Origin of the sequence: Streptomyces uncialis, from assembly GCF_036250755.1 — a bacterium.
Taxonomy (GTDB): Bacteria; Actinomycetota; Actinomycetes; order Streptomycetales; family Streptomycetaceae; genus Streptomyces; species Streptomyces uncialis.
Genome location: NZ_CP109583.1, coordinates 5,692,209 through 5,709,153, shown reverse-complemented (window position 1 = coordinate 5,709,153; position 16,945 = coordinate 5,692,209). Strand labels below are relative to the sequence as shown.

17 protein-coding genes are annotated in these 16,945 nt (G+C 71.2%); 3 read left to right on the top strand and 14 right to left on the bottom strand.

All coding sequences use genetic code 11. The features are described from left to right. Nucleotides 1-534: 534 nt before the first annotated feature. The 3 genes from OG711_RS23890 to glmS form a co-directional block, all read right to left on the bottom strand. Nucleotides 535-1,977: an NAD(P)H-hydrate dehydratase gene (locus OG711_RS23890; protein WP_266516402.1), complete on the bottom strand. Its 1,443-nt coding sequence runs from the start codon at nucleotides 1,975-1,977 to the stop codon at nucleotides 535-537. A 214-nt stretch (nucleotides 1,978-2,191) separates the two neighbouring features. Next, nucleotides 2,192-2,560 (bottom strand): holo-ACP synthase, encoded by a 369-nt coding sequence (locus tag OG711_RS23885; RefSeq protein WP_073792850.1) that lies wholly within the window; start codon nucleotides 2,558-2,560, stop codon nucleotides 2,192-2,194. A 58-nt stretch (nucleotides 2,561-2,618) separates the two neighbouring features. Then, on the bottom strand, nucleotides 2,619-4,466 hold the full coding sequence (gene glmS / locus OG711_RS23880; protein ID WP_329560312.1) for a glutamine--fructose-6-phosphate transaminase (isomerizing): 1,848 nt from the start codon (nucleotides 4,464-4,466) through the stop codon (nucleotides 2,619-2,621). Between the two features lie 265 nt (nucleotides 4,467-4,731). Between glmS and coaA the strand changes: the two genes are divergently transcribed. Both coaA and OG711_RS23870 read left to right on the top strand, forming a co-directional pair. Next, nucleotides 4,732-5,718, top strand: coding sequence for a type I pantothenate kinase (gene coaA, locus OG711_RS23875; protein WP_073792852.1), 987 nt, complete (start codon nucleotides 4,732-4,734; stop codon nucleotides 5,716-5,718). 37 nt (nucleotides 5,719-5,755) lie between these two features. Continuing rightward, complete coding sequence (locus OG711_RS23870; protein ID WP_266516411.1) at nucleotides 5,756-6,712, top strand: DUF389 domain-containing protein; 957 nt, start codon at nucleotides 5,756-5,758, stop codon at nucleotides 6,710-6,712. A 430-nt stretch (nucleotides 6,713-7,142) separates the two neighbouring features. Here the strand turns inward: OG711_RS23870 and glmM are convergent, their stop codons facing one another. The 3 genes from glmM to rplM all read right to left on the bottom strand — a co-directional run bounded on the left by glmM (nucleotide 7,143) and on the right by rplM (nucleotide 9,799). Further along, nucleotides 7,143-8,501: a phosphoglucosamine mutase gene (gene glmM / locus OG711_RS23865; protein ID WP_073792854.1), complete on the bottom strand. Its 1,359-nt coding sequence runs from the start codon at nucleotides 8,499-8,501 to the stop codon at nucleotides 7,143-7,145. 285 nt (nucleotides 8,502-8,786) lie between these two features. Then, nucleotides 8,787-9,314 (bottom strand): 30S ribosomal protein S9, encoded by a 528-nt coding sequence (gene rpsI, locus OG711_RS23860; RefSeq protein ID WP_073792855.1) that lies wholly within the window; start codon nucleotides 9,312-9,314, stop codon nucleotides 8,787-8,789. Between the two features lie 41 nt (nucleotides 9,315-9,355). After that, nucleotides 9,356-9,799, bottom strand: a complete 444-nt coding sequence (gene rplM, locus OG711_RS23855) for a 50S ribosomal protein L13 (protein ID WP_073792856.1) — start codon at nucleotides 9,797-9,799, stop codon at nucleotides 9,356-9,358. A gap of 497 nt (nucleotides 9,800-10,296) precedes the next feature. Here rplM and OG711_RS23850 point away from each other — a divergent pair, with 497 nt between their 5' ends. Further along, a complete protein-coding gene (locus tag OG711_RS23850; protein WP_329560308.1) occupies nucleotides 10,297-11,256 on the top strand; it encodes a collagen-like protein in 960 nt (319 codons plus the stop codon). Between the two features lie 58 nt (nucleotides 11,257-11,314). On the opposite strand, the gene truA is transcribed toward OG711_RS23850, so the two are convergent. The 8 genes from truA to map form a co-directional block, all read right to left on the bottom strand. After that, nucleotides 11,315-12,172: a tRNA pseudouridine(38-40) synthase TruA gene (truA, locus tag OG711_RS23845; RefSeq protein WP_073792857.1), complete on the bottom strand. Its 858-nt coding sequence runs from the start codon at nucleotides 12,170-12,172 to the stop codon at nucleotides 11,315-11,317. Between the two features lie 97 nt (nucleotides 12,173-12,269). Further along, nucleotides 12,270-12,782, bottom strand: coding sequence for a 50S ribosomal protein L17 (gene rplQ / locus OG711_RS23840; RefSeq protein WP_073792858.1), 513 nt, complete (start codon nucleotides 12,780-12,782; stop codon nucleotides 12,270-12,272). 155 nt (nucleotides 12,783-12,937) lie between these two features. Further along, nucleotides 12,938-13,960, bottom strand: coding sequence for a DNA-directed RNA polymerase subunit alpha (locus tag OG711_RS23835; RefSeq protein WP_073792859.1), 1,023 nt, complete (start codon nucleotides 13,958-13,960; stop codon nucleotides 12,938-12,940). Between the two features lie 168 nt (nucleotides 13,961-14,128). Continuing rightward, a complete protein-coding gene (gene rpsK / locus OG711_RS23830; protein WP_003948617.1) occupies nucleotides 14,129-14,533 on the bottom strand; it encodes a 30S ribosomal protein S11 in 405 nt (134 codons plus the stop codon). 64 nt (nucleotides 14,534-14,597) lie between these two features. Continuing rightward, nucleotides 14,598-14,978: a 30S ribosomal protein S13 gene (gene rpsM, locus OG711_RS23825; RefSeq protein WP_073792860.1), complete on the bottom strand. Its 381-nt coding sequence runs from the start codon at nucleotides 14,976-14,978 to the stop codon at nucleotides 14,598-14,600. A gap of 192 nt (nucleotides 14,979-15,170) precedes the next feature. After that, complete coding sequence (gene rpmJ / locus OG711_RS23820) at nucleotides 15,171-15,284, bottom strand: 50S ribosomal protein L36 (RefSeq protein ID WP_003974245.1); 114 nt, start codon at nucleotides 15,282-15,284, stop codon at nucleotides 15,171-15,173. Between the two features lie 78 nt (nucleotides 15,285-15,362). After that, a complete protein-coding gene (gene infA, locus OG711_RS23815) occupies nucleotides 15,363-15,584 on the bottom strand; it encodes a translation initiation factor IF-1 (protein WP_003948620.1) in 222 nt (73 codons plus the stop codon). Between the two features lie 215 nt (nucleotides 15,585-15,799). Further along, nucleotides 15,800-16,636: a type I methionyl aminopeptidase gene (map, locus tag OG711_RS23810; RefSeq protein ID WP_329560304.1), complete on the bottom strand. Its 837-nt coding sequence runs from the start codon at nucleotides 16,634-16,636 to the stop codon at nucleotides 15,800-15,802. Between the last annotated feature and the right edge of the window lie 309 nt (nucleotides 16,637-16,945).

The following is a 16,945-nucleotide window of genomic DNA, read 5'->3' as shown; positions in this document are numbered from 1 at the left end:
GCACGTACCTGTTTCCCGTGCGGGCCGGACGGGGGTGCGCAGTTCCCCGCGCCCCTTTGGGGGCGCCCGGCTGGGGCTGTTCTCCGGCTGCGGGTGGGGTCAGGCTGCGGGCCGGTGTCAGCCCGGGGCGGGTTGAACCATCCTCCTCCCGCAGTCGCGGGGCTGCGGGAGGGGGTGGGCGGGAATCTCTGCCCGCAGACTCCGATGCTCTTCAGTCGGGCAAGAGGGACGTCGTACCGAGCGCGTTGGAGCGAGGACGGAGAATCCCGACCGGCACCGACCCAAAGGACCGGCCGGATGCGCCCCAAAGGGGCGCGGGGAACTGCGCAAAAGACGAGGGCAGGCCCGCACCCGACGAACAAACCCGAAGGGGCAGCACCCAGGGGCGCGGGGAACTGCGCACCCCACGAGCGACGGCACAGGCAACAGGTGCGTCCACCCGGACAGACCTCGGAAGCGCAAGCAAAGGCGACCCGCACGGGAACGAAGCGCGTCCCGCCGGACAGACCTCGGACGCGCGACCGAGGACGGGCCTCAGCCGGGGGACCGGACCCTCCCCCACGCACCCCCCACCGCGTCGGCCACCTCGAACGAGGTGACCGGCACCCCCCGCCCCGCGGCATCCCGCCCCGCCAGCCCATGGAGATAGGCCGCCACGGCCCCCGCGTCGGCCGCCCCCAGCCCCGCCGCCAGCAACGACCCCGCGAGCCCCGACAGCACGTCCCCGCTGCCCGCCGTGGCGAGCCACGGCGTCCCCATCGGGTTCACCCGCACGGGCACCGACCCGTCGGGGGAGGCCACCAGCGTGGTGGACCCCTTGAGCAGCACGGTCGCCCCGAACCGCGCCGCGAGCTCCCGCACGGAGGCCAGCCGCGCCGCCTCCACCCGCCCCCGCGACACCCCGAGCAGCGCGGCGGCCTCCCCCGCGTGCGGGGTGAGCAGCGTGGGCGCCCCCCGGTCCCGTACCGTCGCCGGGTCCAGCGGGCGCAGCCCGTCCGCGTCGACGAGGACGGGGACACGGGACTCCAGCACCTCACGGACCACGTCCGGGTCGTCCCCGAGGCCCGGCCCCACCACCCACGCCTGCACCTGTCCCGCACGGGCGGGCGGCCCGGAGTGGACCAGGGCCTCCGGGAAGCGGGCGATCACCGCGTCGGCGGCGTGCCCCACGTACCGGACGGCCCCGGCGCCGCCCCGCAGCGCGCCCGCGACGGCGAGCACGGCCGCGCCGGGATAGCGGGCCGACCCGGCGACGATCCCGACCACCCCGCGCCGGTACTTGTCGCTCTCGCCGGACGGCTCCGGCAGCAGCCGCGCCACGTCCTGGTGCTGAAGGGCCTCCAGCGGCGGCGGGTCCGGCAGATACGGGCCGAGGCCGATGTCGACGAGCCGCACGGTGCCCGCGTACGTGTGCGCGGGGTCGATCAGCAGCCCCGGCTTGTACGTACCGAAGGTGACCGTCGCGTCGGCGCGCAGCGCCTCGCCGCGGACCTCCCCGCTGTCCGCCTCGGTCCCGCTGGGCAGATCGACGGCGACGATCACCGCGTCCGAGCCGCGGGCCGCGCGGGCCAGCGGCACCGCGTCGGGCCGCAGTCCGCCCCGGCCGCCGATCCCGGTGATCCCGTCGAGGACGAGGTCGGCGGTGGCGAGCACCGCGAAGGGGTCGTCCGCGACCCGGCCGCCGGCCCCGGTCAGCGCGGCGAGTCCGCCCGGGTGGGTCCGCCCGGGCGCGAGCGGCACGGCGCTGACCCCGGCGCCCCGGCGCGCGAGCAGGGCGCCCGCGTACAGCGCGTCGCCGCCGTTGTCGCCGCTGCCGACGAGCAGGACGACCCGGGCCCCGTAGACCCGGCCGAGCAGATCGGCGCAGACGGCGGCGAGCCCGGCGGCGGCCCGCCGCATCAGCGTCCCTTCGGGGAGCCGTGCCATCAGTTCGGCCTCGGCGTGCCGGACGGTCTCCGCATGATGAGCGCTACGCATGGTGCCGAGTCTGCCGCAGCGGGCGCGCGGCGGGCCGGGGAACTGCGCCGCACGGCGGTACGGGCGGGCGCGGGCAGGGTTCCGGCCACGGGGAACCGGCCGTCAGAGCGAAGGACAGCGGCACCGGCTGCTCGCGGACGGCGTGCGCGGTCGCCACCCGCGCCGACCACGCGCATGGGCGGACCGGGTTCCGGCGACGGGCCGGACCCGTGGGTCACCCCTCCGCGATGACGACCGCCGAGGCGATCCCCGCGTCATGGCTCAGCGAGAGGTGCCAGGAGCGCACCCCCAGCGACTGGGCCCGCGCGGCGACCGTCCCGCGCACCCGCAGCCGCGGCCGTCCGTTGTCCTCCACGAACACCTCCGCGTCGGTCCAGTTCAGTCCCGGCGGCGCGCCCAGCGCCTTCGCCAGGGCCTCCTTCGCCGCGAACCGTGCCGCCAGCGAGGCCGCGCCGCGCCGTTCGCCGCTCGGCAGCAGCAGTTCCGCCGACACGAACAGCCGGTCCGCCAGCCCCGGCGTCCGTTCCAGCGACGCGGTGAACCGGTCGATCTCCGCCACGTCGATGCCCACCCCGATGATCACCCCGTCACCGTATCGGCCCGGCCCGCCCGGCCGCGTCCCGGACAGGGGACGGACGGACTCATTCCACCGTCACCGACTTGGCGAGATTGCGCGGCTGGTCGACCTCGTTGCCCCGGGCCGTGGCCAGCGCGCAGGCGAAGACCTGGAGCGGGACCGTCGTCACCAGCGGCTGGAGCAGCGCCGGGGTCGCGGGGACGCTGATCAGATGGTCCGCGTACGGGACGACCTCCGTGTCGCCCTCCTGCGCGATCACCACGGTCCGGGCGCCCCGGGCCCGGATCTCCTGGATGTTGGAGACGATCTTCCCGTGCAGCAGCGGTTCCCCCTGCGGCGACGGGACGACGACGACCACCGGCAGCCCGCGGTCCACCAGCGCGATCGGCCCGTGCTTCAGCTCCCCCGCGGCGAACCCCTCCGCGTGCATGTACGCGAGCTCCTTGAGTTTCAGCGCCCCTTCGAGCGCCACCGGGTACCCGACATGACGTCCCAGGAACAGCACCGTGTCCTGGTCCGCGAGGGACCGGGCCAGTTCCCGGACCGGCTCCATCCCGGCGAGGACCCGTTCGATCGCGCCGGGGACCCCCGCGAGGTCCCGGATCACCGAACGGATGCCCTCCGGGTCCTTGTTGCCGCGCGCCTGCGCCAGATACAGGGCGACGAGGTAGCAGGCGACGAGCTGGGTCAGGAACGCCTTGGTGGACGCCACCGCGATCTCCGGCCCGGCGTGGGTGTACAGCACCGCGTCGGACTCACGGGGGATCGTCGAACCGTTGGTGTTGCAGATCGCCAGCACCCGGGAACCCTGTTCACGGGCGTGCCGCAGGGCCATCAGGGTGTCCATGGTCTCCCCCGACTGGGAGATCGCGACGGTGAGGCTGCGGGCGTCCAGGATCGGGTCCCGGTAGCGGAACTCGCTGGCCAGCTCCACCTCGCAGGGCAGCCGGGTCCAGTGCTCGATGGCGTACTTGGCGATCAGACCCGAGTGGAACGCCGTCCCGCACGCCACGATGACGACCTTGTCGATCTCCCGCAGCTCCCGGGTCGGGATGCGGATCTCGTCCAGGGTCAGCGTCCCCTCGGGGCCGATCCGTCCGAGGAGGGTGTCCGCGACCGCCCTGGGCTGCTCGGCGATCTCCTTGAGCATGAAGGACGGGTAGCCGCCCTTCTCGGCGGCCGACGCGTCCCAGTCCACATGGTACGAACGCACCTCGGCGGGCCGTCCGTCGAAGCCGGTGACGGTGACCCCGTCCCGGCGGAGCTCCACCACCTGGTCCTGGCCGAGTTCGATCGCGGACCGGGTGTGGTCGATGAACGCGGACACGTCCGACGCCAGGAACGCCTCGCCCTCCCCCACGCCCACCACCAGCGGGGAGTTGCGCCGCGCGCCCACCACCAGGTCCGGCTCGTCGGCGTGCACCGCGACCAGCGTGAACGCGCCCTCCAGCCGCCGGCAGACCCGTCGCAGCGCCTCCCCGAGGTCCGCGCCCGCCGCGTACTCCTCGGCCAGCAGATGCGCGACGACCTCCGTGTCGGTCTCCGAGCCGAGGGTGTGCCCGCGTGCCGCGAGTTCCGTCCGCAGGGCCGCGAAGTTCTCGATGATGCCGTTGTGGACGACGGCGACCCGGCCCGCGTTGTCCAGATGCGGATGCGCGTTGGTGTCGGTGGGCGCCCCATGGGTGGCCCAGCGGGTGTGCCCGATCCCGGTGCACCCGGTGGGCAGGGGCCGCTCCAGCAGGGCCTTCTCCAGATTGACCAGCTTCCCGGCCCGCCGGGCGGCGGCCAGCCCGCCGTCCGCGAGGAGGGCGACGCCCGCCGAGTCGTAGCCCCGGTACTCCAGCCGCCGCAGCCCCGAGAGCACCACGTCGAGCGCCGACTGAGACCCCACATACCCCACGATTCCGCACATAGGGGGCAGCCTACGCGCGGGGTGGCGCCCCGCTCGGCGTACCGCCGCCCGCTCCGCGCGCCCGGAGCAAGACGCCCCACCGAAGCCGGAGCCGGAGCCGGAGCCGGAGGCGGAGCCGAAGCCGGAGCCGGAGCGGGAGCCGGTGCCCGGCGGCCCGAAACGGACCAGGGCGGACAGGAGAGCGGACAGGCCCGGACCGGTGCACAGGGCATCCAGTGAGATAGCCCACGCTCCGTCCCCGCCGCCCAGCCCTGACAATGAACAGGTGATCTCCCCGGTCTCCCTGCCGCCCAGCGCCCCCCGGTCCCGGCCGGAGGCGTCCCCGTACCTCGATCTGACCCGGGCGGAGTGGAGCGCGCTGCGCGACAAGACCCCGCTGCCGCTCAGCGCCGCCGAGGTCGAGGGGCTGCGCGGACTCGGTGACGTCATCGACCTGGACGAGGTCCGTGACATCTATCTGCCGTTGTCCCGGCTGCTGAACCTGTACGTCGGGGCCACGGACGGGCTGCGCGGCGCGCTGAACACCTTCCTCGGCGAGCAGGGCTCCCAGACGGGCACCCCCTTCGTCATAGGGGTCGCCGGGTCGGTCGCCGTCGGCAAGTCGACGGTCGCCCGGCTGCTCCAGGCGCTGCTGGCCCGCTGGCCGGAGCACCCCCGGGTCGAGCGGGTCACCACCGACGGTTTCCTGCTGCCGATGCGGGAGCTGAAGGCACGCGGACTGATGTCCCGCAAGGGCTTCCCCGAGTCGTACGACCGCCGGGCGCTGACCCGGTTCGTCGCGGACATCAAGGCGGGCAAGGACGAGGTCACCGCACCGGTCTACTCCCATCTGATCTACGACATCGTGCCCGGGGAACGGCTCACCGTCCGCCGCCCCGACATCCTCATCGTCGAGGGCCTCAACGTCCTCCAGCCCGCCCTGCCCGGCCGCGACGGCCGCACCCGGGTCGGGCTCGCCGACTTCTTCGACTTCAGCGTGTACGTGGACGCCCGCACGGAGGACGTCGAACGCTGGTACCTCAGCCGGTTCCGGAAGCTGCGGGAGACCGCGTTCCAGGACCCGTCGTCGTACTTCCGCAAGTACACCCAGGTCTCCGAGGAGGAGGCCATGGAGTACGCGCGGACGACCTGGCGGACCATCAACAAGCCGAACCTGGTGGAGAACGTCGCCCCCACCCGGGGCCGCGCCACCCTCATCGTCCGCAAGGGCCCGGACCACAAGGTGCAGCGGCTCAGCCTGCGCAAACTGTGACGGGTGTGCCCCGACGGACGCGTGGTTATCGTGGGGCATGCTGCATCTGCGACTGATCACCCCGGCGGACCGCACGGACGGCGTGGTCGAGCTGATCGAGGCCACGGTCGGCACCACCCATCTCGCCGTGCTCAAGGGGGCCGCCCTCGACCCCCGGGGCGATGTCGTGCTGTGCGATGTCGCCCGGGAGGCCGGGGACGACCTGATCGGGGCGCTGCGCGAGGCCGGGATCGACGAGTGCGGGTCGATCGCCGTCGACGACATCGGACTGTCCCTGTCGAAACGCGCCGACCAGGCCGAGGAGGACGCCCCCGGCGAGGCCGCGGACGCGGTCCTGTGGGAACACCTCTCCGAGGTGACCCACGAGGAGTCGACGCTCACCGTCACCTATGTGGCGTTCCTGTCGGTCGCCACGATGCTCGCGGCGTGCGGGGTGATGCTGGACAACGCGATCCTGATCGTGGGAGCGATGGCCGTCGGTCCGGAGTTCGGTCCGCTCGCCGGGATCTCCACGGCGCTGGTCCAGCGCTCGCCCCGGCTGGTGTGGCGGTCGCTGTGGGCGCTGCTCGCGGGCTTCGTGCTGGCGATGGCCGTGACCGTCGGCTTCGCGCTGCTGATGAACGCGCTCGGACTGTTCACCCGCGACATGATCGAGGCGCCACGGCCCGCGACGGCGTTCATCTGGCAGCCCGACTGGATGTCGTTCGTGGTGGCGCTCCTCGCGGGGATCGCCGGGACGCTGTCCCTGACCTCCGCGAAGTCCGGTGCGCTGATCGGGGTGGCGATCTCCGTGACGACGGTACCGGCGGCGGCCAACGCGGCGGCGGCGTTCAGCTTCAACGACTACGCCCAGTGGTCGGGTTCGACACTCCAGCTGCTCGCCAACCTCGGCGGCATCGTCCTGGCCGGCACCCTCACCCTGATCGCCCAGAAAGCCTTCTGGTCGCACCAGAGAAGGAACCTCCCGACCGCTTCCCCGGCCCCCCGCCGCTGAAGCCATCACCGGGCGCGCCCCAGGTCATCACACCTGGGCAGTTCCCCGAGCCCCTTCGGGCGCCCCCTGAGGAGCCCAGGGACGGCGAGGAACCGCGCGAGCAACCAAGAGCCATCCGCACCCGAACGCGAACCGGGAGGAACGCCCCCAAAGGGGCGCGGGGAACTGCGCACCCACCGAGCGACGGCACACGAACGAAGTACGCCCACCCGGACAGACCCCGCAAGCGCAAGCGAAGGCGGTCCGCGCAGAGGCGAGGAACCGCGCAAGCAACCAAGAGCCATCCGCACCCGAACGCGAACCGGGAGGAACGCCCCAAAGGGGCGCGGGGAACCGCGCACCCACCGAGCGACGACACAGGAACGAAGCACGCCCACCCGGACAGACCCCGCAAGCGCAAGCGAAGGCGGTCCGCGCAGAACCGCCCAGGTCACCCCAGGGAGGACTTGACCGCGTCCGCGAGCCGCCCGGCCACCGCACGCGCCTGGTCGATGTCGGCCGCCTCGACCATCACCCGCACCAGCGGCTCCGTACCCGAGGGCCGCAGCAGGACCCGCCCGGTGCTGCCCAGCTCCCGCTCGGCCTCGGCGACCGCCGAAGCGAGCTCCGCCGAGGTCCCGACCCGGGACTTGTCGACGTCCGGCACATTGATGAGGACCTGTGGCAGCCGCTCCATCACGGAGGCGAGATCCGCGAGCGTACGGCCCGAGCTGGCGACCCGCGCCGCCAGCATCAGCCCGGTCAGCGTGCCGTCACCGGTCGTCGCGTGGTCGAGGATGATGACGTGCCCGGACTGCTCGCCGCCGAGCGCGTACCCGTGCCGCTTCATCTCCTCCAGGACGTAGCGGTCGCCCACCGCCGTCTGGATGATCGCCAGCCCCTCCCGCTCCATGGCGAGCTTGAAGCCGAGGTTCGACATCACGGTCGCGACGACGGTGTCGGAACGCAGCCCGCCCTGCTCACGCAGCGCCAGCGCGAGGACGGCGAGGATCTGGTCCCCGTCGATCTCGGCGCCGGTGTGGTCCACGGCGAGGCAGCGGTCCGCGTCGCCGTCGTGGGCGATGCCGAGGTGGGCGCCGTGCTGGACGACGGCCTCCTTCAGCAGGCCGAGGTAGGTGGAGCCGCAGCCGTCGTTGATGTTGAGCCCGTCGGGCTCGGCACCGATGGTGATGACCTCGGCCCCGGCCCGCGCGAACGCCTCCGGCGAGACCCGGGCGGCGGCGCCGTGCGCCTCGTCCAGGACGATCTTCAGCCCGTCGAGCCGGTTGGGCAGCACCCCGATGAGATGGGCGACGTACTGGTCGAAGCCCTCGTCGTACGTCCTGACGCGGCCGACGCCGGAACCGGTGGGCCGCTGCCAGGGAGCGCCGGTGCGGTGCTCCTCGTAGACGGACTCGATCCGGTCCTCCAGCTCGTCGGCGAGCTTGTGGCCGCCCCGGGCGAAGAACTTCACGCCGTTGTCGGGCATGGCGTTGTGGCTGGCGGACAGCATCACGCCGAGGTCCGCGCCGAGCGCGCCGGTCAGGTACGCGACGGCCGGGGTGGGCAGCACCCCGACCTTCAGCACATCGACACCGGCGCTGGCGAGGCCCGCGACGACGGCCGCCTCCAGGAACTCCCCGGACGCGCGCGGGTCCCTGCCGACCACCGCGACCGGGCGATGGCCCTCGAAACTGCCCGCCTCGCCGAGCACATGCGCCGCCGCCACGGAGAGTCCGAGCGCGAGCTCGGCCGTCAGATCCGCGTTGGCGACACCGCGCACGCCGTCCGTGCCGAAGAGTCGTCCCACTGGTGTCCTCCGAACTTTCGCGCCCGCACCGAAGGGGCGCCGGAAATCATCCGAACATACAAAGCTTGAGCGCCTGGAGCCGCCGCTCCGCCCGCCCGCCGCGAACCCACGGGTACACCCATATGACTACCCGGCCATATCAGCACACACGTATGCCGTTAGGTATATCGGCCCACGGTTCAGGACACCTGTATACGCCCCCGGGCGGTGATAGACGAACGCCCCGGCAGCACAGGGCGTGCCGCCGGGGCGAACGGGTGGTACGAGGCGCGGGTCCGCCAGGGACTAGCGCTTGCTGTACTGCGGAGCCTTGCGGGCCTTCTTGAGACCGGCCTTCTTCCGCTCGACCGCGCGGTCGTCGCGGCGAAGGAAGCCGGCCTTCTTGAGGGCGCCGCGGTTGCTGTCGACGTCGGCCTCGTTCAGCGCACGGGCGACACCGAGACGCAGGGCACCGGCCTGGCCGGAGACACCGCCGCCGGAGATACGGGCGACGACGTCGTAGCGGTCGTCGAGCTCAAGAACCTTGAAGGGCTCGTTGACTTCCTGCTGGTGCACCTTGTTGGGGAAGTAGTCCTCAAGGGTGCGACCGTTGATCTTCCACTTGCCGGTGCCCGGGACGATCCGGACGCGGGCGATCGCGTTCTTGCGACGGCCCAGGCCCGCGGCGGGCTGGGGGTCGCCGAAGCGGCCGTCCAGCTCGTCCGACTCGGACGAGTACTCGCCGTCGACGGGCGCCTCGGACTCGGTGGTGTACTGCTCGATGTCGACAACCTCGGTCTCGTCGAGAGGCTGCTCAACAGTGGTCTCGGCCACGATTCTCCTCAGATTCTGTTCAGTCTTAGGGGTGGCCGGAACTACTGCGCGACCTGGGTGATCTCGAACGGCACCGGCTGCTGGGCAGCGTGGGGGTGCTGGTCGCCCGAGTAGACCTTCAGCTTGGACAGCATCTGACGGCCCAGGGTGTTCTTGGGGAGCATGCCCTTGACGGCCTTCTCGACGGCCTTCTCGGGGTTCTTGTCCAGCAGCTCGTCGTAGCGGACGGAGCGCAGACCGCCCGGGTACCCGGAGTGGCGGTACGCCATCTTCTGGGTCCGCTTGTTGCCGGACAGGTGCACCTTGTCCGCGTTGATGATGACGACGAAGTCACCAGCATCGACGTGGGGGGCATAGATCGGCTTGTGCTTGCCCCGCAGGAGGGTGGCGGCCGTAGTCGCCAGGCGGCCCAGGACGACGTCCCGGGCATCGATGACGTGCCACTGGCGGGTGATATCGCCGGGCTTGGGGCTGAACGTACGCACGGTTCGTAGCCTTCGCTTCTTCAGTGAATGGGTCCTGACAAGGCCACCCAGACGATCACGACAGCCCTTGCCGCACATCGGTGACGCAACCGAGTGCTTGCCGCTGGTCATCGGCCCGGTGGACCGGTGTAAGGGCCCCTCACGTGAGAATGAGCAAGCCAATACACATAACGAACCAACAGAATACCCGCCGCCACCCGGACGGGTCAAAATGACCTCCCCCGACCCGCAAAACCCCAGGTGAAAGCCCACGCCCCACACCCACGAGCCCCGCCCCGAACCCCGCCACGAGCCACCCGGGGGACGCCCGGAGGAGCCCCCCGGAGGGACGCGGGGAGCCACGCACCCACGAGCGGCCCGCACCCGGAACGGACACGTCCGGAACTGGAACCCCGGGACCGCGAAGCACCACAGGTACGCGCGGGACCCGAGGAGCCGGTGAGGACCGGGCGGCACCCCCCAAGGCGCCCCCGCCAGGAGTAAGTAGGATGCCCCGCATGACCTTTGGGCAGGGGGAACCCCCATGGGGTTCCGGGGGATCGCACACACCGTGGAACCAGGGACAGCCCGGGAACCAGGGACAGCCCGGGAACCAGGGACAGCCGGGGCACCAGGGACAGCCGGGGCACCAGGGACCGGGCCAGGGCCCCGACAGCGGTCCCACCCCGGACTGGGCCGCGCTCGCGGAAGCCTCCGCGGCCCGCACCCGCCGCAAACGCCTGCTGATGATCGGCGGCAGCGTCCTCGCCACCCTGGCGATCGGCGCGGCCGTCGCCGTGGCGATCGTCAGCACGGACAACGGCGACAAGGACGACGCCTCCCCCACCGCCCTGCCCACCGCGTCGGACCTGCCGAGCGACACGACCCAGCCGGTCCCCTCCTTCGCGGCGACCACCCCGCCGCCCCCGCCGGACCCCAAGGACTTCATCTCCAGCGCGGCCAAGGACAAGGCCCCGATCAGCCCCGGGAGCCTCTTCCCCGGCTCCCAGCTGACGATGGGCACGGAGGTGTACAAGAAGGGGGCGACGGGCTCCACCACGAACTGCGCGAGCGTCGCCCGCGGTGATCTGCGCCAGGTCCTCAGCGGCAACGGCTGCACCCGGATGATGCGGGCGACCTACGTCAAGGGCAAGAACGCCGTCACCATCGGCGTCGCGCTCTTCGACACGGAGGCCAAGGCCCGCAAGGCCAAGGAGCAGGCGGACAAGGGCAATCTGCTGTCCCTCAGCGGCGCCGGGGTCTCCGGCTTCTGCAACACCGTGGTGTGCCGCACCACCGCGAACTCCTACGGCCGGTACGCCTACTTCACGGTCGCCGGCTGGACCAGCGGCAAGAACGTCACCGCGAAGGACAGCACGGTCTACCGCACCGGGGACGACGTCGCCGAGTTCGCGTTCCAGCAGATCATCCGCCGGGGCGAGGCCCAGGCGTCGGCCGCCGCCGAACAGCCCCTCTGACCCGCCCGGCCCGGCTCCCGTACCGTCCCCGCCCGGCCCCGTCACCGTCCCCGGCGGGTCAGCAGCACCCGGCCCCGGGCAGCGTCCGCTTGTTGCGCGCCGCGCGGCTCCGCTCGGCGAGCAGCTCGTCGGCGGGGTACGCGACCTCCTCCAGGGTGAGTCCGTGCGGTCGCACCACATGCACGGCGGAGTCCCGGACCCCCGCGGCCAGCACCTTCGCGGGCCACTCGGGGCCCCGGTGCCCGTCGCCCACGAACAGCAGCGCGCCGATCAGCGAACGCACCATGTTGTGGCAGAACGCGTCGGCCCGGACCGTCGCGGTGACGACCCCGTCGCTCCCCCGGGTCAGGAAGAGTTCTTGGAGGGTGCGGATGGTGGTGGCCCCCTCACGCCGCTTGCAGTACGCGGCGAAGTCGTGCTCCCCGACGAGCCCGCGGGCGGCCTCGTTCATCGCGTCCACGTCGAGCGGCCAGTCGTGCCAGAGGACGTGTCCGCGCAGCAGCGGGTCGACGCCCCCGGGGTGGTCGGTCACCCGGTACGCGTACCGCCGCCAGATCGCCGAGAAACGGGCGTTGAACCCGGCGGGGGCCTCCTCGGCCCGCCATACCCGGACATCCTTCGGCAGCCGTCCCGCGAGCCGCTTCAGCAGCTTCTCGCGGTGCTCCTCCCACACCCCGGCGGCGATGTCCACATGCGCGACCTGGCCGCGCGCGTGCACCCCCGCGTCGGTCCGTCCGGCGACCGTCAGCTCGTACGAGCGGTCCCCCGAGCGGGTCACCGTCCGCAGCGCGTCCTCGATCTCGCCCTGCACGGTCCGCCGGCCCCCGGCCTGCTTGGCCCAGCCGGAGAAGTCCGCACCGTCGTAGCCCAGGTCCAGCCGCACCCGGACGAAACCGGGCTCCACCTCGTCGCTCACACCCTCATCCTCCCAGCTCACAGAGTCACGGACGTATGACAGCCGAAAGCGGGCCCGCCCCGCAGGGGGCGGACCCGCTTTCTCGCACGCGCGAGCGTCAGGCGTCCTTGGACTCGCCCTCGGCGTCGGCGGGCTTGGCGTCCTCGACGGCCTCGTCGGACTTCGTCTCGGGGGCGTCCTTCTTCAGGGCGTCCTCCTTGACGGCACGCTTGGTGGCCGCCTCGGCCTCACCGGTGGCCTCCTGCGCCACGGTCAGGGCCTCCACCAGCTCGATGACCGCCATGGGCGCGTTGTCGCCCCGACGGTTGCCGATCTTGGTGATACGGGTGTAGCCACCCGGGCGGTTCTCGTAGCGCGGGCCGATCTCCGTGAAGAGCGTGTGCACGATGCTCTTGTCGGTGATGACCTGGAGCACCTGACGGCGGTTGTGAAGGTCGCCCTTCTTCGCCTTGGTGACCAGACGCTCGGCGTAGGGCCGCAGACGGCGGGCCTTGGCCTCGGTGGTCGTGATACGGCCGTGCTCGAACAGCGCCTTGGCGAGGTTCGCCAGCAGCAGCTTCTCGTGCGCGGCGCTGCCGCCCAGACGGGCACCCTTGGCGGGCTTCGGCATGGTGTTTCTCCTTGTGTGCTGCACCGGCCGTGTCAGGTACCGGTGACAGTTCCCGTGGGGCGGCTGCCCCGCGGAAGTCCGTCGGGCCGACGGATCGGCCCGGCGTCACGCACCGGCGGGGCGCCCGGAGAACCGGGCACCCCGCCGGACGGCGACTAGTACTGCTCGGTCTCCACGAACCCGGCGTCCGCGTCGTCGTCGGCGCCGAAGGCGTCAGCGGCGGCGGTCGGGTCGAATCCGGGCGGGCTGTCCTTGAGCGCGAGGCCCATACCGGCCAGCTTCGCCTTGACCTCGTCGATGGACTTGGCGCCGAAGTTACGGATGTCCAGCAGGTCCGCCTCGGACCGCGCGACGAGCTCACCCACGGAGTGGATGCCCTCACGCTTGAGGCAGTTGTAGGACCGGACCGTGAGCTCCAGCTCCTCGATCGGCAGCGCGAGATCGGCGGCGAGGGCGGCGTCCGTCGGGGACGGGCCCATGTCGATGCCCTCGGCGTCGATGTTCAGCTCGCGCGCGAGACCGAACAGCTCGACCAGGGTCTTGCCGGCCGACGCCATGGCGTCACGGGGACGCATGGCCTGCTTGGTCTCGACGTCGACGATGAGCTTGTCGAAGTCGGTGCGCTGCTCGACGCGGGTCGCCTCGACCTTGTACGTCACCTTGAGGACCGGCGAGTAGATCGAGTCGACCGGGATACGGCCGATCTCCTGGCCGACCTGCTTGTTCTGCACGGCGGAGACATAGCCGCGGCCGCGCTCGACGGTCAGCTCCATCTCCAGCTTGCCCTTGCCGTTGAGCGTGGCGAGGACGAGGTCGGGGTTGTGGACCTCGACACCGGCCGGGGGCGCGATGTCGGCGGCGGTGACCAGACCCGGGCCCTGCTTGCGCAGGTACATCACGACGGGCTCGTCGTGCTCCGAGGAGACGACGAGCTGCTTGATGTTGAGGATCTGGTCGGTCACGTCCTCCTTGACACCCGGCACGGTGGTGAACTCGTGCAGGACCCCGTCGACGCGGATCGACGTGACCGCCGCACCCGGGATCGACGACAGGAGCGTACGGCGCAGGGAGTTGCCGAGGGTGTAACCGAAGCCCGGCTCCAGCGGCTCGATCACGAACCGGGAACGGAACTCGTCGACGACCTCTTCGGTCAACGACGGACGCTGAGCGATCAGCATGAGGAAATCAGATCCTTCTGTCGTGGACGCCCGCTATTTGACGTCCGACGGTTACTGCGTACGACAAGGGTACGGGCGGTACGGCCGATAGAGGCCGTACCGCCCGGAAACCCGTGTTCTGTCCTGACCGGACACGCCGCGGGGCGACGCGCCCGAGAGGGACGAACGTCAGACGCGACGACGCTTGGGCGGACGGCAGCCGTTGTGCGGAGTCGGGGTGACGTCCTGGATGGAGCCGACCTCAAGACCGGTCGCCTGAAGCGAACGGATCGCGGTCTCACGGCCGGAGCCGGGACCCTTGACGAAGACGTCCACCTTGCGCATGCCGTGCTCCTGCGCGCGGCGGGCGGCCGACTCGGCGGCCATCTGCGCGGCGAACGGGGTCGACTTGCGCGAGCCCTTGAAGCCGACGTGGCCGGCGGAGGCCCAGGAGATCACGTTGCCCGTGGGGTCCGTGATCGAGACGATGGTGTTGTTGAACGTGCTCTTGATGTGCGCGTGGCCATGAGCGACGTTCTTCTTTTCCTTGCGGCGCACCTTCTTGGCAGCGCCCTGACGACCCTTGGGGGGCATCTATATCTCCTACGGGAGGTGGTCGGTCCTACAGCGAAGACCGCTTACTGGCGTCCGCTGCGGACTACTTCTTGCCCGGCTTCTTCTTACCGGCGATGGCGCGACGCGGGCCCTTGCGGGTGCGGGCGTTGGTGCTGGTGCGCTGACCGTGGACGGGCAGGCCACGGCGGTGGCGCAGACCCTGGTAGCAGCCGATCTCGACCTTGCGGCGGATGTCGGCCTGCACCTCGCGACGGAGGTCACCCTCGGTCTTGAGGTTGTTGTCCACGTACTCGCGGATCTTGACCAGCTCCTCCTCGGAGAGGTCACGAACGCGGGTGTTCGGGTTAACACCGGTCTCGGCCAGCGTCAGCTGCGACAGGGTCCGGCCGATGCCGAACACATAGGTGAGGGCGACCTCCACACGCTTTTCACGCGGGATGTCAACACCGGAAACGCGTGCCATTCAATGGCTCCAGTTTGAGTATTCGGAGGTCTTCCGCAAGGCCCGTCCCGTCCGCCGACCCCACCGGGTGGCGCACACGGGTCCCCGGCCTCCGACCGGGGGTGTCGGACCGTTACCGGCCCGTGCCCTGCGTATGTACATATCGTGCTGCGTCGCGCGAGATCTGCGGGGGTGCAGAAGGTGCGGTCTTGCTCAGCCCTGGCGCTGCTTGTGGCGCGGGTTGTCGCAGATGACCATGACCCTGCCGTGACGGCGGATCACCCTGCACTTGTCGCAGATCTTCTTGACGCTCGGCTTGACCTTCATGGGGTGAGGTTCTCCGGGTCAGTGCCATCACCCCGAACCAGGACCTTTACGGTCCGGCAGCCGGGGTGCGGGCAAGATCTACTTGTAGCGGTAGACGATCCGGCCACGGGTCAGGTCGTACGGAGACAGCTCCACCACGACCCTGTCGTCAGGGAGAATACGGATGTAGTGCATCCGCATCTTGCCGCTGATGTGTGCCAGGACCTGGTGGCCGTTCTGGAGCTCGACCTTGAACATGGCGTTCGGAAGAGACTCGACGACAGTGCCCTCGATCTCGATGGCACCTTGCTTCTTGGCCACGCTTCGCCCTTCGAATCGACTACCTTGATCGACTCAGTACGAGCATGCGGACATGCGGGTACACGAGAGCCGACGAGTCAGTCTACGTCAGCGCCCCAGGAAAGACGAATCGGGGAATGATGCCCCGTCCGGGAGATCCTTAAGCGGCGCCACGCGGGTACGTGGGGGCGCCACAGGCGCGGGACGGGTCCCGCGGCTCGCGCCCCGCGCGCGGGTCAGCCCAGCGGGTCGGGAGCGGCCGTGACGCCGTACTCGGCGAGCTTGGCCCGGCCGCAGTCGGGGGCCGTGAGCACCAGCGGACCCTCCTCCGTCAGCGCGACGGAGTGCTCCCAGTGGGAGGACCAGGTGCCGTCGGTGGTGATGACGGTCCAGTCGTCCTCCAGGACCTTGGTCTTCGGGGTGCCCAGCGAGACCATCGGCTCGATCGCGAGACAGAAGCCGGGGACCAGCTTCGGGCCCTTGCCCCGGCGGCGCTCGACGTAGTTCAGCAGATGCGGCTCCATGTGCATCTCGGTGCCGATGCCGTGCCCGCCGTAGTCCTGGACGATCCCGTACTTGCCGCCGCCCGAGCGCGGCTGGCGCCGGATGTACGTCTCGATGGCGCGGGACACGTCGACCAGCCGGGCGCCGTTGCGCATCGCGGCGATGCCCGCCCACATCGACTCCTCGGTCACCCGGGAGAGCTCGACCAGTTCCGGGGCGTGACCGGAGCCGACGAACGCGGTGAACGCGGCGTCGCCGTGCCAGCCGTCGATGATGGCGCCCGCGTCCACGGAGATGAGGTCGCCGTCCTTCAGCACGACGTCCTCGCTCGGGATGCCGTGGACGACGACCTCGTTGACGGATGTGCAGATGGTGGCGGGGAAGCCGCCGTAGCCGAGGAAGTTCGACTTGGCGCCGTGCTCGGCGATGACCTTGCGGGCCACGTCGTCCAGGTCCTTGGTGGAGGCCCCCGGGACGGCGGCGGCGCGGGTCGCCGCGTGCACGGCTGCGACGACCAGTCCCGCCGCCCGCATCTTGGCGATCTGGTCGGGGGTCTTGATCTGCACCATGCGGCAGGGGCCTTTCTGAACGGTTCGAGGTCTCCCCCAACGATACGGACCCGCTACGCGCCCCGCGCACACAGCTCCCCACGCCCCCCGTGCGGGCAGCCCGTAGTAACCAGGTCCCGACCCCTGAGCGCACCCGCTCCCGTGCGGGTACGACGGGGGTGCGCAGTTCCCCGCGCCCCTGGGCTTCCACCCCTGAACCCACTCGTCCCCGTGCGGGCAGCCCGTGGTACCCGGGTCTCGACCCCTGAACCCACTTGTTCCCGTGCGGGTACAACGGGGGGCGCAGTTCCCCGCGCCCCTAGGTCTCGC